At 70.7% G+C, this 23,642-nt stretch carries 20 protein-coding genes and 2 pseudogenes; 11 read left to right on the top strand and 11 right to left on the bottom strand.

Annotated features, from left to right (window positions below):
• Positions 1-49 precede the first annotated feature (49 nt).
• The 5 genes and pseudogenes from GJ634_RS06825 to GJ634_RS06805 form a co-directional block, all read right to left on the bottom strand.
• Positions 50-1,440, bottom strand: a pseudogene (locus GJ634_RS06825) (glycerate kinase).
• A 66-nt stretch (positions 1,441-1,506) separates the two neighbouring features.
• The gene (locus GJ634_RS06820) at positions 1,507-2,343 is read right to left on the bottom strand and encodes an SDR family oxidoreductase (protein ID WP_157501537.1); all 837 of its coding nucleotides are present in this window, start codon (positions 2,341-2,343) and stop codon (positions 1,507-1,509) included.
• 46 nt (positions 2,344-2,389) lie between these two features.
• Entirely contained in the window at positions 2,390-3,250 is an 861-nt protein-coding gene (locus tag GJ634_RS06815) for a hypothetical protein (RefSeq protein WP_157501534.1), read from the bottom strand.
• A gap of 54 nt (positions 3,251-3,304) precedes the next feature.
• Complete coding sequence (locus GJ634_RS06810) at positions 3,305-4,120, bottom strand: endonuclease V (RefSeq protein ID WP_157501532.1); 816 nt, start codon at positions 4,118-4,120, stop codon at positions 3,305-3,307.
• 1 nt (position 4,121) lies between these two features.
• Positions 4,122-5,087 carry a rhomboid family intramembrane serine protease gene (locus GJ634_RS06805; RefSeq protein WP_157501530.1) on the bottom strand — a complete coding sequence of 322 codons (966 nt, stop codon included), beginning with the start codon at positions 5,085-5,087 and terminating at the stop codon, positions 4,122-4,124.
• A 643-nt stretch (positions 5,088-5,730) separates the two neighbouring features.
• Between GJ634_RS06805 and GJ634_RS06800 the strand changes: the two genes are divergently transcribed.
• The 3 genes from GJ634_RS06800 to GJ634_RS06790 are packed head-to-tail and all read left to right on the top strand — an operon-like array spanning position 5,731 to position 8,344.
• Positions 5,731-6,165 carry a DUF5788 family protein gene (locus GJ634_RS06800; RefSeq protein ID WP_157501528.1) on the top strand — a complete coding sequence of 145 codons (435 nt, stop codon included), beginning with the start codon at positions 5,731-5,733 and terminating at the stop codon, positions 6,163-6,165.
• Positions 6,162-7,913, top strand: coding sequence for a DNA polymerase/3'-5' exonuclease PolX (gene polX, locus GJ634_RS06795; protein WP_157501526.1), 1,752 nt, complete (start codon positions 6,162-6,164; stop codon positions 7,911-7,913). The genes GJ634_RS06800 and polX overlap by 4 nt, the downstream gene beginning before the upstream one ends.
• Positions 7,913-8,344, top strand: a complete 432-nt coding sequence (locus GJ634_RS06790; protein WP_157501524.1) for a Mut7-C RNAse domain-containing protein — start codon at positions 7,913-7,915, stop codon at positions 8,342-8,344. Before polX ends, GJ634_RS06790 begins: the two co-directional genes overlap by 1 nt.
• Here the strand turns inward: GJ634_RS06790 and GJ634_RS06785 are convergent, their stop codons facing one another.
• Complete coding sequence (locus GJ634_RS06785; protein WP_157501522.1) at positions 8,345-9,241, bottom strand: hypothetical protein; 897 nt, start codon at positions 9,239-9,241, stop codon at positions 8,345-8,347. It abuts the gene before it with no gap.
• Positions 9,242-9,428: 187 nt separating this feature from the next.
• On the opposite strand from GJ634_RS06785, the gene GJ634_RS06780 reads away from it, so the two are divergent.
• From GJ634_RS06780 to GJ634_RS06770, 3 genes are all read left to right on the top strand, one after another.
• The gene (locus tag GJ634_RS06780) at positions 9,429-9,713 is read left to right on the top strand and encodes a DUF5789 family protein (RefSeq protein WP_157501520.1); all 285 of its coding nucleotides are present in this window, start codon (positions 9,429-9,431) and stop codon (positions 9,711-9,713) included.
• Between the two features lie 62 nt (positions 9,714-9,775).
• Positions 9,776-11,521 carry a methyl-accepting chemotaxis protein gene (locus GJ634_RS06775; protein WP_157501519.1) on the top strand — a complete coding sequence of 582 codons (1,746 nt, stop codon included), beginning with the start codon at positions 9,776-9,778 and terminating at the stop codon, positions 11,519-11,521.
• A 59-nt stretch (positions 11,522-11,580) separates the two neighbouring features.
• Complete coding sequence (locus GJ634_RS06770; protein ID WP_157501517.1) at positions 11,581-12,030, top strand: DUF302 domain-containing protein; 450 nt, start codon at positions 11,581-11,583, stop codon at positions 12,028-12,030.
• On the opposite strand, the gene GJ634_RS06765 is transcribed toward GJ634_RS06770, so the two are convergent.
• The 3 genes and pseudogenes from GJ634_RS06765 to nreA all read right to left on the bottom strand — a co-directional run bounded on the left by GJ634_RS06765 (position 12,027) and on the right by nreA (position 14,400).
• On the bottom strand, positions 12,027-12,830 hold the full coding sequence (locus GJ634_RS06765) for a CPBP family intramembrane glutamic endopeptidase (RefSeq protein WP_157501515.1): 804 nt from the start codon (positions 12,828-12,830) through the stop codon (positions 12,027-12,029). The two genes, GJ634_RS06770 and GJ634_RS06765, sit on opposite strands and share 4 nt — an antisense overlap.
• 39 nt (positions 12,831-12,869) lie before the next feature.
• A complete protein-coding gene (locus tag GJ634_RS06760) occupies positions 12,870-13,085 on the bottom strand; it encodes a hypothetical protein (protein WP_157501513.1) in 216 nt (71 codons plus the stop codon).
• Between the two features lie 50 nt (positions 13,086-13,135).
• Positions 13,136-14,400 (bottom strand): annotated as a pseudogene (gene nreA / locus GJ634_RS06755) (DNA repair protein NreA).
• A 220-nt stretch (positions 14,401-14,620) separates the two neighbouring features.
• Here nreA and GJ634_RS06750 point away from each other — a divergent pair.
• Positions 14,621-14,758: a hypothetical protein gene (locus GJ634_RS06750; RefSeq protein ID WP_157501511.1), complete on the top strand. Its 138-nt coding sequence runs from the start codon at positions 14,621-14,623 to the stop codon at positions 14,756-14,758.
• Between the two features lie 3 nt (positions 14,759-14,761).
• Here GJ634_RS06750 and GJ634_RS06745 read toward each other — a convergent pair whose 3' ends face one another.
• Entirely contained in the window at positions 14,762-17,245 is a 2,484-nt protein-coding gene (locus GJ634_RS06745) for a DNA topoisomerase I (RefSeq protein WP_331714029.1), read from the bottom strand.
• Positions 17,246-17,421: 176 nt separating this feature from the next.
• Between GJ634_RS06745 and GJ634_RS06740 the strand changes: the two genes are divergently transcribed.
• A complete protein-coding gene (locus tag GJ634_RS06740; RefSeq protein ID WP_157501510.1) occupies positions 17,422-17,781 on the top strand; it encodes a hypothetical protein in 360 nt (119 codons plus the stop codon).
• Positions 17,782-17,942: 161 nt separating this feature from the next.
• On the opposite strand, the gene gatB is transcribed toward GJ634_RS06740, so the two are convergent.
• Positions 17,943-19,418 carry an Asp-tRNA(Asn)/Glu-tRNA(Gln) amidotransferase subunit GatB gene (gene gatB / locus GJ634_RS06735; protein WP_157501508.1) on the bottom strand — a complete coding sequence of 492 codons (1,476 nt, stop codon included), beginning with the start codon at positions 19,416-19,418 and terminating at the stop codon, positions 17,943-17,945.
• A gap of 120 nt (positions 19,419-19,538) precedes the next feature.
• Between gatB and GJ634_RS06730 the strand changes: the two genes are divergently transcribed.
• From GJ634_RS06730 to GJ634_RS06720, 3 genes are read left to right on the top strand one after another with little or no spacing between them, the layout of a single operon-like run.
• Positions 19,539-19,826 carry a hypothetical protein gene (locus tag GJ634_RS06730; protein ID WP_157501506.1) on the top strand — a complete coding sequence of 96 codons (288 nt, stop codon included), beginning with the start codon at positions 19,539-19,541 and terminating at the stop codon, positions 19,824-19,826.
• An 18-nt stretch (positions 19,827-19,844) separates the two neighbouring features.
• Positions 19,845-23,417 carry a chromosome segregation protein SMC gene (smc, locus tag GJ634_RS06725; RefSeq protein WP_157501504.1) on the top strand — a complete coding sequence of 1,191 codons (3,573 nt, stop codon included), beginning with the start codon at positions 19,845-19,847 and terminating at the stop codon, positions 23,415-23,417.
• Positions 23,410-23,562, top strand: coding sequence for a hypothetical protein (locus GJ634_RS06720; protein ID WP_157501502.1), 153 nt, complete (start codon positions 23,410-23,412; stop codon positions 23,560-23,562). The genes smc and GJ634_RS06720 overlap by 8 nt, the downstream gene beginning before the upstream one ends.
• The last annotated feature ends 80 nt before the right edge of the window (positions 23,563-23,642 follow it).

The following is a 23,642-nucleotide window of genomic DNA, read 5'->3' as shown; positions in this document are numbered from 1 at the left end:
CGGCGCGTGAACCACTCTGCAGCCGTTCTCTGCGTGGCCGACCGGACAGTCAGTCCTCGCTCTCGACGACGAGCACGCGGAGGTCGTTGACGTTCGTCCGGTCGCGCCCGTCCGAATCAGCGCGTCCCGCTCCGCGAGGAACGGCGTGACGTCGTTCTCGGCGAGCGCGGCGCGGGCCGCGTCGGCACCACCCGCCTCGACCGTGTCGGCGTCGACGACGGCGCCCGCCGCGTCCGTGGCGCCGTCGATGCCGTCGGTGTCGACGGCCGCCAGCGTCACGCCGTCCGCGTCGAGTTCGACGGCGGCGCTCGCGGCGAACTCCTGGTTCGGGCCGCCCTCGCCGTCGCCGCTGACGGTCACCGTCGTCTCGCCGCCCGAGAGGACGACCGCCGGCGCCGACAGCGGGTTCCCGGTCGCGAGCACCTCCTCGGCGACCGCGACGTGGGTCTTCGCGGCCTCGCGGGCCTCCCCGCGGACGCTCGAGGAGAGGAGCATCGTCTCGTACCCCCGCTCGGCTGCGGCCTCGCGGGCGGCGTCGAGCGCGGTGAACCCGTTCGCCAGGACGTGGTTGGTGACGCGGTCGAAGACCGGGTCGTCACGCGTCGGCGTCTCCACGACGGAAGCGTCGCCCGCCGTCGCTGCCGGCGCGTCGGAGCCGTCGACCGCTTCGGCGTTCCCGTCGGCGCCCCGGCGGAGTCGAACCGCCACGCGCTCGGGGACCGTCACGTCGTAGGCCTCGAGGACCGAGACGGCGTCCGCGAACGTCGACTCGTCCGGGGCGGTCGGCCCGCTCCCGATGACGCTCCGGTCGTCGCCGTTCACGTCGCTCAACAGCAGCCCCACCACCGTCGCGGGTGCGGCGGCGCGGGCGAGCTGGCCGCCCTTCAGCGCGGAGAGGTGCTTCCGGACGGCGTTTATCTCGTGGATGTCCGCGCCGCAGGCGAGCAGTTCGTCGGTCGTCGCCTGGAGGTCCGCGAGCGTGACGTCGCCGGCGGGCGCCGGGAGGAGTGCGCTCCCGCCGCCGGTTATCACCGCCAGCACGAGCGTGTCCGCCGTCGCGGACTCGGCGACGTCGAGGACGGCTCTGGCGCCCTCGACGCCGCGCTCGCTCGGCACCGGGTGGTCGCCCGGCAGGACCTCGACGCGCTCGGTCGAGGTCGGGTCGTCGGTGACGACGGCGCCGCGGTCGAGTCGGTCGCCGAGGACGTCCTCGAGGGCGGCAGCGACGTGCCCGGCGGCGTTCCCGCCACCGACGACGACGACCTCGTCGTACTCGGTCAGGTCGTACTCGGCGTCGAGGACGGAGAGCGCGTCTCCAGAACGAGTGACGGTCTCGCGGACGACCGACCGCGGGTGAGCGGCCCGGACGCCCGCTTCGACGCACGCGAGCGCGGTCTCCCGGCCGTCGGTGGTCGTCAGTTCCGACCGGTTCCGTATCATCGGGATGGTTCTGACGCGGGGCCACGCGGACAAGACGGTTCCGATTGGGGTGAGCGCGCCCGGCCGCTAGTCGCCGAAGGGGTTCTTCGACGACAGCGACCCCGCGACCCGGTACAGTCCGTCCCGGACGCCGTCCGGGAGGAACCGCGAGAGCACACCGAGCCGGCCCGCCGTCCCGACCGGGTACCGCGCCGCCGGGTCGGGGCTGACCGCCGCCTCCGTGACGACCTCGGCGACCGCCTCGGGCGGGACCGCGCCGACGCCGTTGACGGCGCTGGCGTCCTCGAAGAACGAGTACAGCGACTCGTAGGCGCCGCTGCGGTCCAGCCCCTGAATCTCTTCCTCGGCGCGGTCCTGGAACGACGTGTCCACGGGGCCGGGTTCGACGAGCGCGACGTCGACGTCGTAGGGCTCGACCTCCGCGCGGAGCGCGTCGCTCATCCCCTCGAGCGCGAACTTCGAGCCGTTGTACGCGCCCATCCCCGGGGTCGCCACGCGCCCGGCGACGCTGGAGACGTTGACGATGGTGCCGTCCTCGCGCTCGCGCATGTGCGGGAGCGCGGCGCGAATCAGGCGGTGCGGGCCGTAGACGTTCACGTCGAACTGCCGGTGAAGCTCCCGCGTGGGGACGTCCTCCAGCGGGCCGAGCTGGGCGTAGCCGGCGTTGTTCACCAGACAGTCCAGCCGCCCGTGCTCGTCGACGACGTCGTCGACGACGTTCCGGCACTGCGCGGGCTTCGTGACGTCGAGTTCCGCGGTCTCGCAGCCCGCCTCCGCGAGCGCCGCGAGGTCGTCGGTGTCCCGCGCGGTGGCGACGACCGTCCACTCCTCGTCGAGCAGCGACCGGGCGGTCGCCGCGCCGATGCCCGACGAACACCCCGTAACGAGTGCGACCTTCTCCATGCCGGAGTGGTCGTGGCCCCCGCAGTTAAAGGGTCGAGTCGTCCGGTCAGTCCAGCGACCGGGTCTCCGCGGTGAACGCGACGAACCGGCCGTCGACGCCGCGTTCGGTTACCTCGGTGACGAACGCGCTCTCGCCGAGTTCCGCCGCGAGCTCGTCGACGGCGGCCTCGCCGGTGTCGGGTTCGAGGGCGTACACCCACGTGCCCTCGCCGGCGGCCAGCGACGGCATCGAGTGCCCCCACGCCTCGATCGCCTCGGCGTCGATCTCGCCGCCCGCCGGCGGGCCGTACTGGCCGGTCACGAGCCCGCGGTCCGGGAGCCGCTCGAAGATGCGCGTGAACACGGGGTCGGCTTCCTCGAGGCGCTCGCGCTCGCCGAGGTGCGTGTCGATCCACACGGCGAGTTCGGAGCCCGCGAGGACCGCGTCGCCGCCGACCGCGTACTCGGTCGCCGTCTCGGCGGCTTCGGCGGTCGCGTACCCCTCGTACTCGCCGGTCACCTCGTGGTCCTCGGACGCCTCGAGGTCCGCGACGAGCGACTCGCGGTCGAAGTCCCCGAGCACGACGACGTTCGCCGACTGGACGAGCGCGCCGTCGGCGTCCTCGGGAGCGACGTCGAAGACCGACGTGCGACCGACGCCGACGACCTGGTCGAGGTTCACCTGCTGGTAGTCGAAGCGCGCGTTGCTCGACGGGAGCGTGCTGTACTCGGTGAGCCACGTGCGGAACTCGGCGACCTCGCTCCAGTCGACGGACGGGTCGCTGGTCGCCGTCGCGGTCGGCTCGGCGGTCGGGTCGGACTCGGCGTCGCCGCCCGTGCAGCCGGCGAGGCCGGCGAGCGCCAGCGCCCCGCGCTGGCGAGCACGGAACGGCGGGAGGGCCGTCGCTGCATACCCGGGTCGTGTCACTGGAGACTGATACGCCTCACGCGCGCTCGCTGGCCGCGAGAACCAGGTCGCCGGTCAGTCGCCCTTCAGGTCGTCGGCGTACTGGTCGGCGAGCCGCGTCGGCGCCGGGAGCTTGTACCCCGTGCAGGTCGCCTCGACGACGTCGACGGCGGTCTCGGCGCTCACGCGGTGGCCCGGGCTCACGACGAGGGGGTTGACGTGACGCTGCTCGGGGTTCGGGTACTGCCGGGACTGGTAGGCGTACCCGACGACGGTGCCGTCGGGCGCGTCCATCGAGTCGTCAGCCTCGATGGCGACCCGCGCGCCCTCCGGCAGCGGGTCGTCCAGCGACTCGCGGGGCCGCCCGCAGAGGAGGTTCTTCGCGACGCCGACGGCTGGCACGTCGAAGAGGACGCCGACGTGCGTCGCGATGCCGGCCTGCCGGAAGTGGATGCGCCCGCTCCCGTCGAGGACGAGCACGTCCGGCTCGACCGAGAGGGACTCGAGGGCGTCCACGATGGCGTCGCCCTCGCGGAACGCCAGCAACCCCGGGATGTACGGGAGTTCGAGTGCCGCGCGGCCCGCCGCGCGCTCGACGACGCGACCGTCCCGAATCGCGACCGCCGCGCTCACGGAGTAGTCGTCGCCGACGAACGCCTGGTCGACGCCCACGACCACGGGCGCGTCGCCGTCCGCGAGCGTCACCTGCTCGCCGACGCTCTCCGGCGCCGTCGGCGCGTCCGTCGGGGATTCCGCGAGTTCGAGGGCCGCGACGTCGAAGCCGAAGCCGTCATCGAAGGACGCGGCCGCCGCGATGTCGCGCTGGAGGGCCTCCATCTCCTCCCGGGTGCGGTCGGGGTCCGGGAGGAATCCGGGGCGGACGACCTCCATGTCAGGGACGCCGCCGGCCGGGGCCACCGGGACCGCCCGGGCCGCCGGGACCGCCGCCGAACTGGAGCTGGTTCGGCGCGCGCTCGCCCTCGCGCTTGAGCTTCAGGCCGTACAGCAGGCCGATGCCGAGCCCGGCGAGGTGCGCGAACTGCGCGACGCCGCCCGCGCCGATGCCGCCGCCGACCGTCGACACGAAGATGGAGTACCCCGCGAACAGCAGCGTCGCCAGCCACAGCGGCATCGGGATGACGAAGTAGAGGTAGATGCGGAGGTTCGGGTTCAGCACCGTGAGCACGCCCATCAGCGCCGCGATGGCACCGCTCGCGCCGAGCACCGCGGAGCCGTTCGGCGTGGCCCCGAGCTGCTGGCCGAGCACCTCCGGGTTCGCCACCAGCGTCGCGCCCACTTGGGCGAGCCCCGCGAGCGCGCCGGCGGCCACGAACAGCCCCACGAACTTCGCGGAGCCGATGCGCTTCTCCACGACGGGGCCGAAGAAGTACAGCACGATGCTGTTCAGCACGATGTGGCCGAAGCCGCCGTGGGAGAACACCGACGTCACCCACGTCCAAACATACTCGGGATGCGTCGTGTTCACCGTGAAGATGTCGAACCACTGTTGGGACTGGACGGGGATGTCGAGTAACTGTGGCGCGACCGCGTACTGCACCACGAACGTGAACCACATCAGCGCCAGCAGCGCGAACGAGACGTTCCCGCGGAAGTAGCCGAGCACGCCGCCCGGCCCCGTGTCCACGGGCACCTTCGCCGCGAGCCCGCCGCTGTCCCGGGTCTGGTTCACGCTGTCGTCGAACCCGCTGTCGAAGACGCCGCCCGGGTCGTTCCACTCGTCGAGGCCCGGACAGTCGTGGTTCTCCGGGAGCCTGTGTTTCGAGCAGAACGTCCCGCCGCAGAGCCGACACTGGTACGGCATCGACTCCTGCTCGCCACACCGGTCACACGTCGCCATTACCGGCGATTGGGTGGGCGCGTGGTTATCGTTTTGGGTCTCGTGTCTCCGTACGGCTCGTTTCGGGCGTCGCAGTGCGGATTGTTTGTCGGGTGACGGCTCCGGCACCTGCGACGGCTTCGTCGTCTGCGACGGTTCTGCTAGCTACGACACTTCGTTGTATGCGACACCTCGAAAGCCCCGGCGGGCTCGCTAGCCGAGGCGACGAAAGCACTGGACCGAACGAGCGAAGCGAGTGAGGGAAGCACGCAGCGAGCCGCAGGCAGCGAGCCCGCCGGGGCTTTCAATCCCACCCACTACCGGCTGTCCAACCGGCAACGGGTGGGACTGGAAGAGAGGAGACTCGCGTGGCGGCGAAGCCGCCACGGTATGAGGCGGTCGGCAGAGCCGGCCGCCCAGTAGACGAAGGCGCGCGACGCAAGCACCGCAGGCCGACCGAGGAGCGCAGCGAGCGCGAGGTCGACCGATGGGAGACCTCGGACCGCTCGAACGGGGAGCAAAGCGACCCGTGAGAGCCCCCCGAGTCTACAGTCTCGGGGCTTTCTACGTCTGCGTCGCAACTAACCCAGAGCCATCTAATATACGTTCGAGCGCGGGTGGAAGTAGCCGGGGGGCTTTTGCGGGAGCCGACGGTACGAGGCGTATGCGCGAGTTCGAGCGGAAGCAGCTCCTCGAGCGCGTCGACCGGGAGGCGGCGACGGTGGGGGCGTCCATCCCGGAGACGCTGGACGTACAGGGCGAGGAGCTGGAGCTACGGGAGTTCGTCTTCGAGGTGAAGGCCATCGACCGGGTGCCGGCCGACCGCCGCGAGGACGTCGAGGAGGCGAAGAAGCTGCTGCGGCGGGAGCGGATGGAACGCCGGGAGCGCCTCGAGGACGGCGACATCACGCGCGAGGAGGGCGAAGAGCTCGTGGACGCCATCGTGGGCATCGACCGGGCGTTGAACGCCCTCGAGTCGCTGGGGACGACGAGCCTGGAGGCGGAGATCGAGGCGAACGAGCGCGCTGACAAGAAGCGGTGGTTCTCGTTCCTGAAGGAGGCGCTGGGCCACGACGACGAGGAGGGGATTCGGCGATGAGCCGGAACAACGAGGTCGCGGGCGTGCTCGAGGAGTACGCGGACCTGCTGGAGGCGCAGGGCGTCGATTACAAGCCGAACACGTACCGGCGCGCGGCGTCGAACGTCCGGGACTACCCCGAGGCAGTCGAGGACCTCGCGGCGGAGGGCGCGGACGCCGTCCAGCGAATCGACGGGGTGGGGGAGGCCATCGCGTCGAAGGTCGTGGAGTACGTCGAGACCGGCGAAATCGAGGAGCTGGAGGCGGAACGCGAGAAGCTCCCCGTGGACATCGAGGAGTTGACCGCGGTGGAGGGCGTGGGGCCGAAGACCGTCAGGAAGCTCTACGACGCGCTCGGCGTGCAGACCCTAGACGACCTCGAAGCGGCCGCGGAGGGCGGCGAGATTCAGGACGTGGAGGGGTTCGGGCCGAAGACCGAGCAGAACATCCTCGACCACGTGGGGTTCGCGCGGCAGGCACAGGAGCGCGAACTGCTCGGGGACGGCCGGCCAATCGCGGAGGACGTGCGGGCGTTCCTCGCGGACCTCGACGAAGTCGACCGCGTGGAGGTCGCGGGGTCGACGCGGCGGTGGCGCGAGACCATTGGCGACGTGGACGTGCTCGTCGCCAGCGACGCCGGCGAGGCCGTCGGGGAGGCGCTGACGGCGTGGGACCGCGCGGACGAGACCCTCGATTTGGGGCCGACGAAGACGAGCGTGCGGGCGAACCGGCTCCGGGTGGACATCCGCGTGGTCGTCGACGAGGAGTTCGGGGCGGCGCTGCAGTACTTCACGGGCAGCAAGGACCACAACGTCACGGTGCGCAACCACGCCATCGACCAGGCGAAGAAGGTCAACGAGTACGGCGTCTTCGACGTCTCCGAGGTCGACGACCCGGACGCCGGCCAGCGCGTCGGCGAGCGCCTCGCCAGCGAGACCGAGGAGGACGTCTACGACGCGCTCGGCCTGCCGTGGATTCCGCCGGAGCTGCGCGAGGACCGCGGCGAGGTCGAGGCCGCGGCTGCGGGCGACCTCCCGGACCTCCTCGCGGACGACGACGTGCGCGGGGACCTGCACGCGCACACGGAGTGGTCTGACGGCGACCTCGCCGTCGAGGAGATGGTCGCGGGCGCGGCGGAGTTCGGCCACGACTACGTCGCCGTCACCGACCACGCCGAGGGCCCGGGCGTGTTCGGGGACAGCGGCCTCTCGGACGACGACCTCCGCGAGCAGGCCGAGGAAGTCGCGGCAGTCCGCGAGGACGCCGCAATCGACGTGTTCCACGGCGTCGAAGCGAACGTGGACGCCGACGGGAACGTCGGCGACGTGAGCGACGACGTGCTCGCGGACCTCGACGTCGTGGTCGCGAGCCCGCACAGCGGCCTCGGCGACGACGGCGGCGACCAGACCGAGCGCCTGATTGCGGCGGTCGAACACCCGCACGTCGACGTGCTCGGCCACCCGTCGGGCCGGCTCATCAACGACCGCCCGGCGATGGAGTTCGACCCCGGGGCGCTCGCCGAGGCGGCCGCCGACGCCGGCACCGCGCTCGAGGTGAACAGCAACCCCCACCGCCTCGACCTCTGGGGGAGCGTCGTCCAGACGGCCGTGGAGGCGGGCGCGACGGTCGCCGTGAACACGGACGCCCACTCCACGAGCGAGTACGCGAACGTCGAGTACGGCGTCCACACCGCCCGCCGCGGCTGGGCGGAAGCCGGCGACGTGCTGAACGCCCGCGACGCCGACGGGGTCCGCGAGTTCCTCGACTGATGCGCGTGCTGCTGGACGCGATGCTCGGGAGCCTCGCGACGCTGCTGCGGATGTGCGGCCACGACGCCGCGTACTGCCTCGACCGCGGCGTCGAGGACGACGACGCGGTCCGAGACCTCGCCGCCCGCGAGGACCGCGTGCTCGTCACGCGGGACCGCGAACTCGCCGAGCGAGCGCTGGAGAGCGTCCTCCTCGAGTCGAAGGACGTCGACGACCAGCTCCGCGAACTGGCCGACGCCGGCGTGGACCTGACGCCCGCGCCGGGCGAGCGCTGCGGGGCCTGCAACGGCGTCCTCGAGGAAGCGATCGGCGAGTTCCCGACCTACGTCCCGGACGACGCCGCGCCCGTCTGGCGCTGCGAGGACTGCGGGCAGTACTTCTGGGAGGGCAGCCACTGGGCGGGCGTCGAAGCGCGGCTCGAAGAACTGTAGCTACCGGTCGTTGCGCTCCCACCACTCGCAGGCCTCCATGTCGTCCATCTCCTCCTCGTAGAGCCCGCAGTACGGCTGCATGCCGTCGTCGCCGACGTACTCGAAGTGCGTGCAGTTCCCGCAGTACTTGTCCGGCGTCGGCCCGCCCGCCGAGGGCGGGGAGTCGCCGGCGTCGTCCAGCGGCGAGGAGATGTCGTCGGCCGCCGCGCCGCCGTCGGAGACCGACGGGGACCCGCGCGTCGACTGGGACGACGGCTTCGGCTCGGAGGCGTTCGCGCGAGTGCGCTCGTCGGGGTCCTCGACGCCGCCGAAGACGCCGACGCCGCCGAAGCTCCCGGACGCGAGCTTCTCGCGGGCGCTCTCGACGTCGTCCGCGGGCACTTCGACCGTGTGCGTCTCGCCGTCCTTCGTGACGGTGAGCGTCACCGTCCCGCCGGGGTCGTTGCGCGTCTTGAACGTCGCCACCGCGGTGAACAGACACCACATCGTCGTGATGATGCCCGCGGCGTAGACGAGGATGAACGCCAGCGTCCCCGTCGTCGGGACGCCGCCCGACCCGGGCACGTAGAGGTACGGGTACGTCGTGCGGAACAGCGTCACGCCGAGCACGGACAGCCCAGCGCCCACGGCGGCCGCCGCGCGCTGCAGGCGGTTCGCCGGGAGCACCGTGAAGATGCCGACGAGCACCGACGGGACGCCCAGCCCCGCGAGGATGACCGCGATCTCCCGGCTCTCGTACTGCCCGAAGCCGTTGTTGATGAGGAGCCCCGTCGCGCCGGCGAGAATCCCGACGACGACGAGCAGCGCGCCCGCGGCGAACAGGCCGGTGCCGAGGTAGACGCGCCGCTGGCTGGCCTCGCCCGCGCGCCGGTCGTAGGTCTCCCCGAGGCTGGTCATGCGTCCCCGTTAGACGCGGAGGGTAAAAACAGTACGTCAGACGTTCGACCGCGCCGCTGGCTCAGTCTCGGTTCCGCGACCGACCACGCTGCACGCATCGCTGCGCTCCGCGTTCGCATTAACGTGGCCTCCCGTCGGTCGGCCACGCTCCGAAAGGTTGAATCGGCGCCCCCTCGAATCGCGGCGTATGGCTGACGAGACCGACGAAGACGAGGAACCCGCCGTCGAACTCGGCGAGGGCGAGCCGGTCGAAGGCGCGCCGCTGGCGCGCGTGGCGTCCCGGCTGACGTGGGCCCAGCAGAAGAGCGAGGTCGCCAGGAAGGAGGGCGACGCGGTCGTGCGGACGCCCGACGGCCCGCAGAAGCTCGAGGCGCTGCTCGAGGACGTCGACGTGACGTACTTCGAGACGCGCCGCGAGTTCGAGGACGCCGTCCGGGAGGTCGCGGGTACCGGGCCCGTGCCGACCGAGTGACCGGCTCCGAGATTCTGGGAATCGCCGACGCCGCCTTTTAACCGTCCCGCGAAGCCGCGGGCATGACACTCAGGGGGACGTACGAGTCGCTGCTCTGGCGGTCGATCGCGCTGGTCGGCGCCGAGGGGTCGGTCGAACGGAAGATGCTGACCGCGGTCGGCCTGCAGTTCGCCGGCGCGGTCGCGATGGCCGCGTTCGCGCTGTTCGCGACCGGCGTCGTGCAGGTCGCTGGCGTCGCCGCGATGCTGGTGCTGTCCGTGGTCGCGTTCTACAACACGTACCTCGTCGCCGAACGGGACTTCGTGGAGCCGCTGGTCGCCCTCGACGCGGCCGCCTCCGAAATCGCCGCCGGGGAGTTCGAGGACGTCGCCGTGCCGGACAGCGACCGCCGCGACGAGATCGCGAACCTCGTGGCCTCCTTCGAGGAGATGCAGGGGAACCTCGCGGTGGCGTCCCGGCAGGCGGACGCGCTCGCCCGACAGGCGTTCGACGACCCCGCGCTCGACGAGGACGTGCCCGGCGAGTTCGGCGCGAGCATCGCGGCGATGGCCGACAGCCTCGAGTCACACACGGCGGAGCTGGAAGCCAAGCAGGCCGAGCTGCGGCGCCAGTCCGAGCAACTCGAACGGCTCGTCGACGCGCTGTCGGACGCGACCGACGCCGCCCGCCGCGGCGACCTCACGGCGGTCGTCGACCCCGACGACCTCGACGTGGCGGCCGAACACCGCGCGGTCGTCGAGGACTTCAACGACCTCCTGACGACGCTGGGGGACACCGTCGCGGACATCCAGTCGTTCTCCGAGGACGTCCTCGAGGTCGCCGCGGAGACCGAGGAACGCGTCGAGGAGGTCGCCGAGCACAGCACGGCGGTGAGCGCGAGCGTCGACGAGATCGCGGCGGGCGCGAACCAGCAGACGACGCAGCTGAACGACGTCGCCGGGGAGATGGACACGGTGTCGGCGACCGTCGAGGAAATCGCGGCGAGCGCGGACGACGTGGCGGAGACGGCGCAGGCGGCCGCGGACCGCGGCGAGGACGGGCGGGCGGAGGTCGAGGACACCATCGAGGCGCTGCGCGGCCTGCGCGAGCAGAGCCAGGCGGTCGCGGACACCGTCGAGGAGCTCGCGGCGGAGGTCGACCGCATCGACGGCATCACGGAGCTCATCGAGGACGTCGCGGAGGAGACGAACATGCTCGCGCTGAACGCGTCCATCGAGGCCGCGCGCACCGGCGAGGACGGCGACGGGTTCGCGGTCGTCGCCGACGAGGTGAAGAGCCTCGCGGCGGAGACCCGCGAGCAGGCCGCGGACATCTCCGAGCTCGTGGACAGCGTCACCCAGCGCGCCGAGGACGCCTCGACGGCCATCGCGGAGGTCGACGCGGAGGTCGAGCGCAAGATCGACCGCGCCGAGGGCGTGCTCCGGGACTTCGAGGCCATCGTCGACGAGGTGGCCGACGTCAACCACTCCGTGCAGGAGATTTCCGAGGCCACCGACCAGGGCGCGCAGGCGGTGACGGACGCGGTCGGGATGGTCGACGAGGTGGCGAGCGTCAGCGAGGAGACCGCGGCGGAGGCGGAGACGGTCGCGGACAGCGCCGCCGAGCAGACCGAGGCGACCGGCGAGGTCGCCGACCGGATGAGCGACCTCGCGGACCGCACTGCGGACCTCGTGGCGCTCCTCGACGAGTTCGACGTGCCGGAGGACGCGGGCGGGAACGCGGCCGTCGCGGCCGGCGACACGGGCGACGAGCGGGCGGGCGCGGCGGCGACCGACGGCGGGCGCACCGACTTCGAGTGGGGCGAGTAGCCGGCCGGCGGACTGCCGGCCCGCCGGGCTTTATTTTGGCGGCGCGCCGACTGTCGCGTATGCTGCCATTCGACCCCGCGGAAGTCGACCCCGAGGCGTACGGCGAGGAGCGCGCGGTGCTGGCGATGGACCACGAGGAGGCCGTCGAGCACGTCCGCGAGGCGTTCGCGGCGGCCGGGTTCGGGTTTCCCGCGGAGTTCTCGCCCTCGGAGCTACTCAACGAGAAGGTCGAGGCGGACCGCGACCCCTACTACGTGCTCGGCGCGTGCAACCCCGAGATGGCCGACCGCGCGCTCGACGCCAGCGGGAACCGAATCGGCGCGCTGTTCCCGTGCAACGTCGTCGTCTGGCAGGAAGAACCCGGGAAGCAGGTCGTCTACCACGTCTCCATCATGCGCATCGCGCGCCTGCTGGGGATGGCGCCCGACGACGAGACGTGGGACGAGATCGTCGCGGAGACCGGCGAGTACGTCGACGAGGCGTTCGCGAACCTCGAGACCGCCGATTAGAGCGCCAGCAGCGCGGCCGCCTCGCTCGCGGAGCCCGGCGCGAACGTCACGACGACGTACATCAGCGTGAACAGCGTGGCGTTGTAGAGACCGTGCGTGAGCGCGGGCACGGCGATGTTCCCGGTCTTCTCGTAGGTGTAGCCGAACAGGACGCTCGGCACGAACAGCACGCTGATGGAGACGACCACGGCCGTCGGGCCGCCGGAGAGCGCGAGGATGTGCGCGGGCGCGAACGCCAGCGACGCGATGAGGATGGCGGGCCACGCGTCGAAGCGCTCGCGGAGCCGTCCCTGAATCACGCCGCGGAAGAGGAGCTCCTCGCCCGGCCCGATGAGCAGCAACTGGAGGGGAATCAAAAACGGGATGATTTCCGGGTGTTCGAGCGCGGTGGTCGCGCCCGTGTTCGTCGCGGCCTCGGTGGACGTGAACGCGAGCAGCGCGCTGATGGCGTACAGCGCGGCGAACGCGGCGACGTACGCGCCGACGACGTACTTGAGGTCGCCGAGGTCGGGGACGGAGAACGGGACGTAGTCCCACGAGAGGCCGCGGCGCTTGACGTACAGCCACGCCGCGGCGGGGAACGCGATGCCCTGCAGGGAGACCATCGAGACGCCGAGGCTCGCCACGGCGCCGATCTGGTCGCCCGTGACGGTCGTGTACGCGGTCGCGACGAGGAGGCCCGCCGGAATGGCGAGCAGAAAGCCGAGCAGCGCGACGCCGAACGCGACGCCGACGGCCCGGAGCTTCGAGCCCTGCGGCGAGTCCGGCGGCGCCTCTGAGTCAGTGGAGACCGAATCCATGCCCCGTGGTTCGTCGCGCGCGGCGAAAAATCCGGGGGTTCACTCGTCGTCGTCCCGGCGCTCCTCGGCGAGTTCCGCCTCCAGTTCCTCGACGCGGCGCTCCAGCTCCTCGACGCGCCGGTCGTCGCCCCGGCCGAACGCCATCCGACCGAGGGAGACGACGACGAACCCGACGACGGCGAACACGACGAGTATCAGGAAGAGTACCGCGAGTTCCATGCCACCGGGCAGACCGCCGACGAATGCGGGGACCATGGCGGCACTGTTCGGCGGACGGCGACTTAAGCGGCCGGCCGGTCTGCGCGCTACGAGAACTCCGAGAGGTCGCTCTGGACGCCCGCGACCATGCTGGACTTCCGGCGGAGCGCGCCCAGCGAGACGGGGAGGTGGTCGACGACCTCGCGGACGGCGCCGTGGAACGACTCCGCCTCGCCGGGCTCGGAGTCGAAGGCGTCGCGGACGCTCTCGCGGACCTGCCAGACGCCGACGGGCGCCCAGTAGTCGTCGCTGACCTCGCGGAGCACGAGCGCCTTCGCCTGCCGGCCGATGCTGTCGAGGTGTTCGAGCACGCCGAGCCGGGACGCGTAGTACGCGCCAGCGGTCTCGTCGACGTACCCCGAGCGGCCCTCGTAGCCCTCGCTCGCCGAGGCCATCCAGATGTCGCCCGCGGGGTCGGGGTTCCAGATGCTGCCCGGCGCCTTCATCTCCACGAGCTCGTACTCCCACGAGCCGGGCGCCAGCACCACCCAGTAGCGGTTGCCCATGTACTCGTTGACGTGGACGGTCACTTGGTTCACGCTCGGGTTGTCACGGATCTTCCCGCGGAGGAACTGGCCGACCGTGTCGTCGACGGCCGTAATCGACCACCGCGTCGGGACGAGCCGGCGGTGTTCGGCCTGTCCGAGCGCGCCCACGGAGAGCACGCGGTTGATGTCGTAGAGTCGAAGCCGCGCCGGTAGAGGTACGTCATCGCCCCCTCCGCCGCCCAGTCGTCGTCCTCGAGGGTCTTCTCGACGTACCGCGGCACGTGGGGGTTCTCCGTGAGCGCCGCGGACTCGGCGCTGGCGTTCGGGCCGGATGGGGCGTTCGCCGCGGGGTTCGTGTACTCGCTGGCGTCGAAGTCCGGCGCGTCGGAGAGGCCGATTTCGACGTCCACCGGCCGGTCGGCCATCGCGACCTCGCGCTGCGTGCCGACGAAGCCGTCCCAGACGTCGTGGACGTCGACGTTCGCGGAGCGCCGCGAGTTCAGGAGGCCGGTCCGGTACTGGAGGACGTTGTCGATGTCCAGGCCCTGCTGGTACCACTCGCCGCTGGTCGCGTACTCCTCGGGGTCGGCGCCGCCCGCGACCGGCGAGAGGATGCCCGCGGAGACGTTCGGGTACGACGACCGCCCGACGAACACCGACGGCGCGGTCGCGCCGACGAGCGTGTCCCCCTGCACGGCGGACTCGAAGCCGGACTCGACGTCGTCGAGGTAGTCCAGCACCTCGTAGGACTTCTCCTCGGCGAGCTGGCGCCGCTGGACCTCCTCGTCGGGCTGGAGTCCCTCGATGTAGTCGTCGAGACGCACGTACAGTAGTTGCGCGGGCGTCCACTTACCCGCTTCGCCGCGAACCGTCCGACTCCGACGAAAGCGTCACTCCGGGGAAAACGAACGACCTCGCTCCTCAGTCAGAGTTAGTCGTACGTTCAATTCTTCGAATCGGAGTGGGGAGACCGACCGATCTACCGTCGAGTTCTCGACGGTCGCCAAAATCTATTTACGTCCTCGGTGTGTGGTAACGTGTAACATGAGCGTAGTGGAGGAGCTCCGGCGACGCGTCGAGGACGCACCGAACGAAGTCGAATGCGGCATCTGCGCGGCCCGCTACGACAGCCAGCGGCTGAACTGTCCGGCCTGCGGGAGCGGCGATTTCAGGGACGCCTGACGGCTAGTCCGCCTGCGCCTGCCACTCGCGGACGTTCTCCGCGCTCACGCCCGACACCGTCTCCGCGACCTCGTCGGCGTCCGCGCTCGCGAGGTCGCCGACGTCCTCGATGCCCGCTTCTTCGAGTTTCTCCGCGGTCGCGGGCCCGATGCCGTCCAGCGCCTCGACGCCCTGCTTGCGCTGGCGCTGCTGGTACTCCTCGTAGTTGCAGATGGGGCAGCCGAGCTCCCACGGCTCGTCGTCGCCGTCGTGGACGACGAGCTCGGGGAGGTCGTGCTCGTCGCAGTACGCGTCGGTGACCTCGATGTCGCCGCGGCGCGGCAGCGGGAGCGAGTAGTCGCAGTCCGGGTACCGCGTGCAGCCGACCAGCCGGCTGCCGGTCTGGAGCTGCTTGATGGCGAGTTCGCCGCCGTGCTCCTCGCCGCACTCCGGACACGCGCCGATGACGCGGTCCTCGCTCTCCTCGGCCTCCTCGGCGGCGCAGAGCGGGCAGCCGTGGACGAACGTGTCCCGGCCCGCGAGCATCTTCACCTCGTGGAGGCCGTGCTCCTCGCAGGTCTCCTCGAGGACGAGCGGCTCGCCCGTCGAGGGCAGCGGGAGCGTGAACCGGCACTCGGGGTAGCCGTCGCAGCCCACGAAGTACGACCCCGTCCGGGAGCGGCGGACGAGCAGCGTGTCCCCGCACTCGGGGCACTCGCCGAGCGTCTTGTCTGCCTTCAGCGAGTCCCGGAGGTGGTCGCCGATCTCCTCCCGGGACTCGGTGAGCTCGTCGAAGACGCGGTCCAGAATCTCGCGGGACTCCCGCGTGACCTCGTCGAGGCTCTTCTCGCCCTCCGCGATGGCGGTCATGTCGCCCTCCAGTTCGCTGGTCATCTGCTCGCTGACCACGAGGTCCGCGTACTCCTCGGCGGCCTCGACGACCGCCTTCGCCAGCGTCGTCGGGCGCGGCGGGTCGCCCTCGATGTAGCCGCGGTCGTAGAGCTTCTCGATGGTGTTGTGGCGCGTGGACTTCGTCCCGATGCCCATGTCCTCCATCGTCTCGATGAGCCGGCTCTGGCCGTACCGGCGGGGCGGCTGGGTCTCCTTGGCCTCCATCCGCGGGTCGGTGAGGTCGAGGCGGTCGCCCTCGTCGACGTCCGGCACGTAGTTCTCGCTCGTGTTGAAGTACGGGTAGACCGCGTGGTAGCCCTCCTCGACGAGGCGCTTCCCGTTGGCCTTCAGGGACTCGCCGTCGGCGTCCGCGACGACCCGCAGGTGCTCCCACACGGCGGGGTCGGCGACCGTCGCGAAGAACCGCCGCACCACGAGCTCGTAGATCTCCCACTCGTCCTCGGAGAGCTTGTTCCGGTCCGGGAAGTCCGGCGTCGGGTGAATCGGCGGGTGGTCGGTGGTCTCCTCGTCGCCCTCGGTCGGCGAGAGGTCGTCGGCTTCGAGCAGCATCTCGGCGTCGTCGCCGAAGACCGTCTGCTCGAACTCGCCGAGCAGGTCGCGCTCGTCGAGGTCCTCGGGGTAGACGGTGTTGTCCGTCCGCGGGTACGTGATGTACCCCGCGGTGTAGAGGTCCTCGGCGATGCTCATCGCGCGGCCCGCGGAGTACCCCAGCGAGCCCGCCGCGCGGATGAACTGCGTGGTGTTGAACGGCGCCGGCGGGTCGTCGCTGCGCGTCCGCCGCGAGACCGACTCGACGACGGCTGCACTGGCCTCCCGGAGCACCGAGAACGCGCGCTCGGCGGCGTCCTCGTCCCAGACGCGCTCCTGCTCGGTGCCGTCCTCGCCCTCGTAGAAGTACTGGGCCTCGAAGGTGGTGTCGTCCCTGGCGAGGTCCGCGAACAGCTCCCAGTAGTCGTCGGGCTCGAACGCCTCGATCTCCCGCTCCTTGTCCACGATGAGCTTCAGGGTCGGCGACTGCACGCGGCCCACGGAGATGAAGTCCTCGCCCATCTGCCGGGCGGACAGCGAGAGGAACCGCGTGAGCGCGGCGCCCCACACGAGGTCGATGATCTGGCGCGCCTCGCCGGCCGCCGCGAGGTCGAAGTCCACGTCGTCGGGGTCCGCGAACGCGGACTTCACCTCGTTGTCGGTGATCGAGGAGAAGCGCACGCGCTGGATGGGCGCCTCCTCGTTGACCTCGCGGACGAGCTCGTAGGCCTCCTTCCCGATGAGTTCGCCCTCGCGGTCGTAGTCCGTCGCGATGACGACGCTGTCGGCCTCGCGGGCGAGCCGCTGGAGCGCGTTCACGATGTCCTCCTGCGTGGGCTCCTTCACGACGTCGGCGTGGACGAGCTCCGCGGGCTCGACGTCCCGCCAGTCGCTGTACTCGGGCGGGAAGTCGACGCCGACGACGTGGCCGGAGAGGCCGATGCAGCGGCGGCCCCCCCACTCGTAGACGTTGACGCCCGCGGTCGTGTCGGTGGTCGCTCCCCCCTCCGAGAGGATGTCGGCGATGCGTCGCGCGGCGTTGTTCTTCTCTGTGACGATGAGTTCCACGGTGTACCTCCACCCGCCGGGGTGGTCTTGGAGACGGCTACGCCGCTACCGCGGGTAAAGATTTCGGGACCGAGAACCGCAAGCGGGCGGCGGGTCAAGGCGCGCTCGCGGCTGCGCACTCGCACGGCGCGCGAGCACGCGCAACGACTAACCGGCCGGCGGACCGAACGCCGACCGTGAACCGTCGAACGATCACGCAGTGGCTCGGCGCGGCGCTGGTCGCGTTCGTCGCGGCCGCCGTCTCCGTCGCGTTCCCGCCGGCGCCGCTGCTCGCCCTCCAGATGGCGCTGCTCGCGGTCGCCGGCGCCCTGTTCGTCGCGGGCGGCCTGACCGACCGCGTGCGCTGGTCGCTGCTCGCCGGCCTCGGGAACGTCGCGCTCGGCCTCTCGCTGGTCGTCTCCGGCGTCACGACGCTCGACGAGGGCGGGACCGCCGACTACGCGTACGCCGCGCTCGTCGCCGTCGGCGGCCTCACGCTCGCCGCCATCGGCGTCCTCTACGTCGTCGAACACGAGGCCTTCGACACCGCGCCGTAGCTACGCGCGGTAGAACATCCCCTTCGACGCGGGCCACCCCCGCCGCGGCCCGCAGTTCGCGGAACCGCTCGGGCGTCGGCAGTTCCTCGCGGAGTTCGTACGCCATACCGGCCGTCGCGCCAGACGGGTGAAAGTAGTATCGGTGCCGACAGCGCGCGTCGCTACTCCAGCTGCTCGCGCAGGAGTTCGTTCACCTGCCCGGGGTCGGCGCTCCCGCCGGTCTTCTGCATCACCTGCCCGACGAGGAAGTTCAGCGCGCCCCCCTCGCCGGCGTGGTAGTCCTCGACGGCGTCCGGGTTCTCCTCGATGGCCTCGGCGACGGCGGCCTCGACCTCGCCGCCCGTCGTCTTCCCGAGGTCCGCCGCCTCCACGACCTCGTCGGGCGCGCGGCCCTCGTCGAGCATCTCCCGGAGCACGACCTCCTCGGCGTTCTTCGCCGTGATCTCGTCCTCGGCGACGAGCTCCACGAGGCGTTCGACCTCGTCGATGCGGTCGGTGACGTCGTCGACGGCCATCCCGCGGTAGTTCAGTTCGCCGAGCACGTTGTCCGCCACCCACGTCGCCGCCAGCCCGGGGTCGTACTCCTCGGCGAGCTCCTCGAAGAGGTCCGCGACCGACTTCCGGGACGTGAGCTTCGACGCGGTCTCCGCGCCGAGGCCGTACTCCTCGCGGAACCGCTCGCGGCGCGCGTCCGGCAGCTCCGGAATCGGAATCTCCGCTTTCCAGTCCGAGACCTCCAGCGGCGGGATGTCGGCCTCCCGGAAGTAGCGGTAGTCCTTCTCCTCCTCCTTCGACCGCATCGACACCGTGATGCCCCGGGACTCGTCCCAGTGGCGGGTCTCCTGTTCGACCTCGCGGCCGCGCTGAATCTGGTTGCGCTGCCGGGTGATCTCGTAGGACAGCGCCTTCTCGGCGCCCTTGTGGCTGGAGATGTTCTTCACCTCGGTGCGGTTCGCGGCCTCGAGGGCCTCGTCGCCGATGCCGCCCTCGAGTTCGTCGGCGTCGACCATCGAGATGTTCGCGTCCACGCGCAGGCTGCCGTCCCGCTCCGCGTCGAAGATGCCCAGGTACTCGAGGACGTCCGTGAGCTTCGCGAGGAACGCCCGCGCCTCGTCGGCGCTCCGGAAGTCCGGCCGGGTGACGATCTCCATCAGCGGCGTGCCCGCGCGGTTGTAGTCCACGAGCGTGTAGTCGGCCGTGTCGATGCTGCCGCCGACGTGCTGCAGGCTCCCCGGGTCCTCCTCGAGGTGCGCGCGCTCGATGCCGATTTCGCGGCGCTCGTCCTCGACGGTGACCGCGAGCTCGCCGTCCTGACAGATGGGGGCGTCGTACTGCGTGATCTGGAACCCCTTCGGGAGGTCGGGGTAGAAGTAGTTCTTCCGGTGGAAGCGGGTGCGCTCGGGGATGTCCGCGTCGATGGCCTTCCCGAGTTTCACGGCGGCCTCGACGGCGCCCTCGTTCAGCACGGGGAGCGCGCCCGGCAGCCCGAGGCACACCGGACACGTGTGCGTGTTCGGCTCCGCGTCGCCCGTGTCGGTCGAACACCCACAGAAGATCTTGGTGTCCGTCTCCAGTTGCACGTGGACCTCCAGCCCGATGACCGCGGCGAGGTCCCGCGTGGCGGCCTGCGTACTCATTACGCCACGATTCGAGGGGCGCCCGCTTAGGGCTAACGAAGGGGCCACGGCCGCCGGCTCGCCGAGCGTCTGACGCGCGTCCGACCTATACTTATCCGTCTCGCGCCCCGTCGAAAGGGTATGACTGACGACACCGACGTCGACGAGCTCGAACAGCGGGTCGAAGAGCTGGAAGCGACCGTCCGCGGGCTCACCGAGGAGCTCGTCGACGCCAGCGAGCGCATCCGCACGCTCGAGGCGGAACTCGACCGCACGCCGAGCACGGAGGAGCTCCGCGAGTCCCGCGAGGGCGGCGTCATCGAGCCCGACGAGGACGGCGACAGCGAGGCAGGCGAAGCGACTAAACCCGTGGACGGCGACTCAGAGGACAACGAGGAGTCGGGCCTCGACGACATCATCGTCGCGTAGGCCGCTCCCCTCCCCAGCATGTACATCGACGAAATCGTCCTCCAGAACTTCAAGAGCTTCGCCGGGACGACGCGCATCCCGTTCTACGAGGACTTCACGACCATCAGCGGCCCGAACGGCTCCGGGAAGTCGAACATCATCGACGCGGTGCTGTTCGCGCTCGGGCTCGCGCGCACCTCTGGGATGCGCGCGGAGAAGCTCACGGACCTCATCTACAACCCCAGCCACGAGGGCGACGACGCGGCCGCCGGGCCGAAGGAGGCCAGCGTCGAGGTCGTGCTGAACAACGAGGACGGCACGCTCTCGCGGGCGCAGGTGGAGACCGCCGCCGGCTCCGAGAAGGTCGGCGACGTCGACGCCATCACGGTCAAGCGCCGCGTGAAGCGCACGGACGACAACTACTACTCGTACTACTACCTGAACGGGCGCTCGGTGAACCTCTCGGACATCCGCGACCTGCTCGCGCAGGCGGGCGTCGCCCCGGAGGGGTACAACGTCGTGATGCAGGGCGACGTCACCGGCATCATCAACATGACGCCGGGCGAGCGCCGCGAGATCGTCGACGAGATCGCGGGCGTCGCGGAGTTCGACGCGAAGAAGGAGGACGCCTACGAGGAGCTCGAGGTCGTCGAGGAGCGCATCAACGAGGCGGACCTCCGCATCGAGGAGAAGCGCGACCGCCTCGAGCAGCTCGAGGACGAGCGCGAGACCGCCCTCGAGTACCAGGGCCTCCGCGACGAGAAACAGGAGTACGAGAGCTACGCGAAGGCCGCCGAGCTCGAGGAGAAGCGCGAGGATCTCGAGGCGACCCGGTCGGACATCGCCGCCCGCGAAGAGGAACTCGAGGAGCTGCAGGAGGAGCTCGACGAGCGCCGCGGCACCGTGCTCCGCCTCGAGGAGGACCTCGAGGACCTGAACGCGGAGATCGAGCGGAAGGGCGAGGACGAGCAGCTGGAGATCAAACGCGAGATAGAGAAGGTCAAGGGCGACATCTCGCGGCTCGAGGACAAGGTCGAGGCGGCCGAGGAGCGCATCGAGGCCGCGGAGAACGAGCGCCGGCAGGCGTTCGTCGAGATCGACCGCAAGCAGGAGCAGATCGACGACCTCGAGGACGACATCAAGGACCTGAAAGTCGAGAAGGCCTCCGTGAAGGCGGACATCCAGAGCAAGGAGTCCGAACTGGCGGACGTCGAGGCCGAAATCGAGTCCGTGGACACGGCCTTCGACGAGCTGAAGGCCGAGCTCGCGGAGAAGAAAGAGCAGCTCGAGGACGCGAAGAGCGAGCGCAACGACCTCCAGCGCGAGCAGGACCGCCTGCTGGACGAGGCCAAGCGCCGCTCGGACGCCGTCGACGAGGCGAAGGCCGACCTCGAGGAGGCCCGCGAGCGCCTCCCCGAGCTGGACGCGACCCTCGAGGACTTAGAGGACGAGTTCGCGAAGGCGAAGCGGAACCGCGAGCAGATCGTGGAGGTCGTCGAGGACCTCAAACAGGAGAAGCGCGAGCGGCAGGACGACCTCGAGGAGGTCGAGGACGACCTCTCCGCGGCCCAGGAGGAGTACGCGCGCCTCGAGGCGCAGGCCGACCAGTCCGGGGACTCCTCGTACGGGAAGGCCGTCACGACGATTCTGAACAGCGACGTGGAGGGCGTCCACGGCACCGTCGGCCAGCTCGGCGGCGTCGGCGAGCAGTACGCGACCGCCTGCGAGACGGCCGCCGGGGGCCGGCTGGCGAACGTCGTGGTGGACGACGACGGCGTCGGCCAGCGCTGCATCGAGTACCTCAAGCAGCGCAACGCGGGCCGCGCGACGATGCTCCCCATCACGAAGATGCGCCACCGGTCGCTGCCGAGCACGCCGGACATGCCGGGCGTGGTGGACTTCGCGTACAACCTCGTGGACTTCGACGAGCAGTACGCGCCCGTGTTCTCGTACGTGCTCGGGGACACGCTCGTCGTGGAGAACATGGAGACCGCCCGCGACCTGATGGGCGACTACCGGCTCGTCACGCTCTCCGGGGAGCTCGTGGAGAAGTCCGGCGCGATGACCGGAGGGTCGCGGTCGGGCTCCCGGTACTCGTTCTCGAAGTCCGGGAAGGGGCAGCTCGAGCGCGTCGCCGAGCGCATCCAGCGGTTGGAGGACGAGCGCGCGGACATCCGCGAGGACGTCCGGGAGATCGACGACCGGCTGGAGGACGCCCGCGACCGCCGGCAGGACGCCAGCGAGCAGGTGCAGTCCCTCCAGAACGACATCGAGCAGACCGAGAGCGAGCGCGAGGACGCCGAGGAGCGCATCGACGAGCTGGAGGACCGCATCGAGGAGCTACAGGGCGAGCGCGAGGACGTCGACGAGCAGATGCAGGAGATCGAGGCCGACATCTCCGAGAAGCGAGAGGAGATCGCGGCCCTCGAAGCCGACATCGAGGAGCTGGAGAGCGAGCTCGCGGACTCGAAGATTCCCGAACTCACCGCGGAGAAGGAGGACATCGAGGCGGACATCGAGGAGCTGGAGGAGCGCGTCGACGACCTCGACGGCGAGCTGAACAGCCTCCAGCTGGAGAAGGAGTACGCGGAGGACGCCGTCGAGGACCTCCACGACGACATCGAGGACGCGCAGAACGAGAAGGCCGAACAGCAGGAGCGCATCGCGGACCTCGAGTCGGAGATCGAGGCCAAGCAGGAGACCCTCGCGGAGAAGGAGGAGGCCGTCGCGGAGCTCGAGGAGGAGCTCGCGGACCTGAAGAGCGACCGCGAGGACCTCAAAGCGGACCTGAAGGAGGCGAAGGCCGCCCGCGACGAGAAGGCCAACGAGGTCGAGAAGGTCGAGAACCGCCTCGAGAGCCTGCGGAAGGCCGAGGCGCGGCTCACCGAGGAGATCGAGGACCTCGAGGACGCGGTCGGCGACTACGACCCCGAGGAGATTCCGGACCTCGACGAGGTCGAGGAGAACGTCGCGCGCCTCGAGCGCCAGATGGAGGCCCTCGAGCCGGTGAACATGAAGGCTATCGAGGAGTACGACGACGTGGAGGCGGACCTCGACGACCTCGAGGACAAGCGCGCGACGCTCGTGGAGGAGCGGGACGGCATCCAGGAGCGCATCGACCAGTACGACCAGCAGAAGAAGTCGACGTTCATGGACGCCTTCGACGCCATCAACGAGCAGTTCCAGCGCATCTTCTCGCGGCTCTCCGCCGGGACCGGCGAGCTCGAACTGGAGAACCCCGAGGACCCCTTCGAGGGCGGGCTGACGATGAAGGCCCAGCCCGCGGACAAGCCCGTCCAGCGGCTGGACGCGATGAGCGGCGGGGAGAAGTCCCTGACCGCGCTGGCGTTCATCTTCGGCATCCAGCGGCACAACCCCGCGCCGTTCTACGCGCTCGACGAGGTGGACGCGTTCCTCGACGCGGTGAACGCCGACCGCGTCGGCGAGCTCGTCGACGAGCTCGCGGGGGACGCGCAGTTCGTCGTGGTCAGCCACCGGTCGGCGATGCTCGACCGCTCCGAGCGCGCCATCGGCGTGACGATGCAGGAGGACAACCGGAGCGTGGTGACCGGAATCGACCTCTCAGCGCAGGGGGCTACGGCCGATGACTAGCGAGGGCTCCGAGCCGGAGCCGACGGAGCCCTCGGAGACGTCGAGCGGCGAGCGCAGCGAGCCGCGAGACAGCGAGGGCAGCGCGGGCGAACACAGTGAGCCCGCGAATACGCGAGCGGGGAGCGACGCGACCCGCGAACTGTGACTCGCGCTCCGTTCAGCGTTCCACGTCGCTCGCAGTAACGAGACTTCTCGCTGTGCTCGGAGTCTCGCCGGGACTCGCGG

It is taken from the genome of Halobacterium sp. CBA1126 (assembly GCF_009741975.1).
GTDB lineage: Archaea > Halobacteriota > Halobacteria > Halobacteriales > Halobacteriaceae > Halobacterium.
The sequence above is the reverse complement of the archived record's forward strand: the minus strand, read 5'-3'. Positions and strand labels throughout refer to the sequence as shown.

Coding starts and splice junctions, on each gene's coding strand:
- GJ634_RS06820 (WP_157501537.1), bottom strand. CDS start 2,343: ATGGAGAAGGTCGCACTCGTTACGGGGTGTTCGTCGGGCATCGGCGCG.
- GJ634_RS06810 (WP_157501532.1), bottom strand. CDS start 4,120: ATGGAGGTCGTCCGCCCCGGATTCCTCCCGGACCCCGACCGCACCCGG.
- GJ634_RS06805 (WP_157501530.1), bottom strand. CDS start 5,087: ATGGCGACGTGTGACCGGTGTGGCGAGCAGGAGTCGATGCCGTACCAG.
- GJ634_RS06800 (WP_157501528.1), top strand. CDS start 5,731: ATGCGCGAGTTCGAGCGGAAGCAGCTCCTCGAGCGCGTCGACCGGGAG.
- polX (WP_157501526.1), top strand. CDS start 6,162: ATGAGCCGGAACAACGAGGTCGCGGGCGTGCTCGAGGAGTACGCGGAC.
- GJ634_RS06790 (WP_157501524.1), top strand. CDS start 7,913: ATGCGCGTGCTGCTGGACGCGATGCTCGGGAGCCTCGCGACGCTGCTG.
- GJ634_RS06785 (WP_157501522.1), bottom strand. CDS start 9,241: ATGACCAGCCTCGGGGAGACCTACGACCGGCGCGCGGGCGAGGCCAGC.
- GJ634_RS06780 (WP_157501520.1), top strand. CDS start 9,429: ATGGCTGACGAGACCGACGAAGACGAGGAACCCGCCGTCGAACTCGGC.
- GJ634_RS06775 (WP_157501519.1), top strand. CDS start 9,776: ATGACACTCAGGGGGACGTACGAGTCGCTGCTCTGGCGGTCGATCGCG.
- GJ634_RS06770 (WP_157501517.1), top strand. CDS start 11,581: ATGCTGCCATTCGACCCCGCGGAAGTCGACCCCGAGGCGTACGGCGAG.
- GJ634_RS06765 (WP_157501515.1), bottom strand. CDS start 12,830: ATGGATTCGGTCTCCACTGACTCAGAGGCGCCGCCGGACTCGCCGCAG.
- GJ634_RS06760 (WP_157501513.1), bottom strand. CDS start 13,085: ATGGTCCCCGCATTCGTCGGCGGTCTGCCCGGTGGCATGGAACTCGCG.
- GJ634_RS06750 (WP_157501511.1), top strand. CDS start 14,621: ATGAGCGTAGTGGAGGAGCTCCGGCGACGCGTCGAGGACGCACCGAAC.
- gatB (WP_157501508.1), bottom strand. CDS start 19,418: ATGAGTACGCAGGCCGCCACGCGGGACCTCGCCGCGGTCATCGGGCTG.
- GJ634_RS06730 (WP_157501506.1), top strand. CDS start 19,539: ATGACTGACGACACCGACGTCGACGAGCTCGAACAGCGGGTCGAAGAG.
- smc (WP_157501504.1), top strand. CDS start 19,845: ATGTACATCGACGAAATCGTCCTCCAGAACTTCAAGAGCTTCGCCGGG.
- GJ634_RS06720 (WP_157501502.1), top strand. CDS start 23,410: ATGACTAGCGAGGGCTCCGAGCCGGAGCCGACGGAGCCCTCGGAGACG.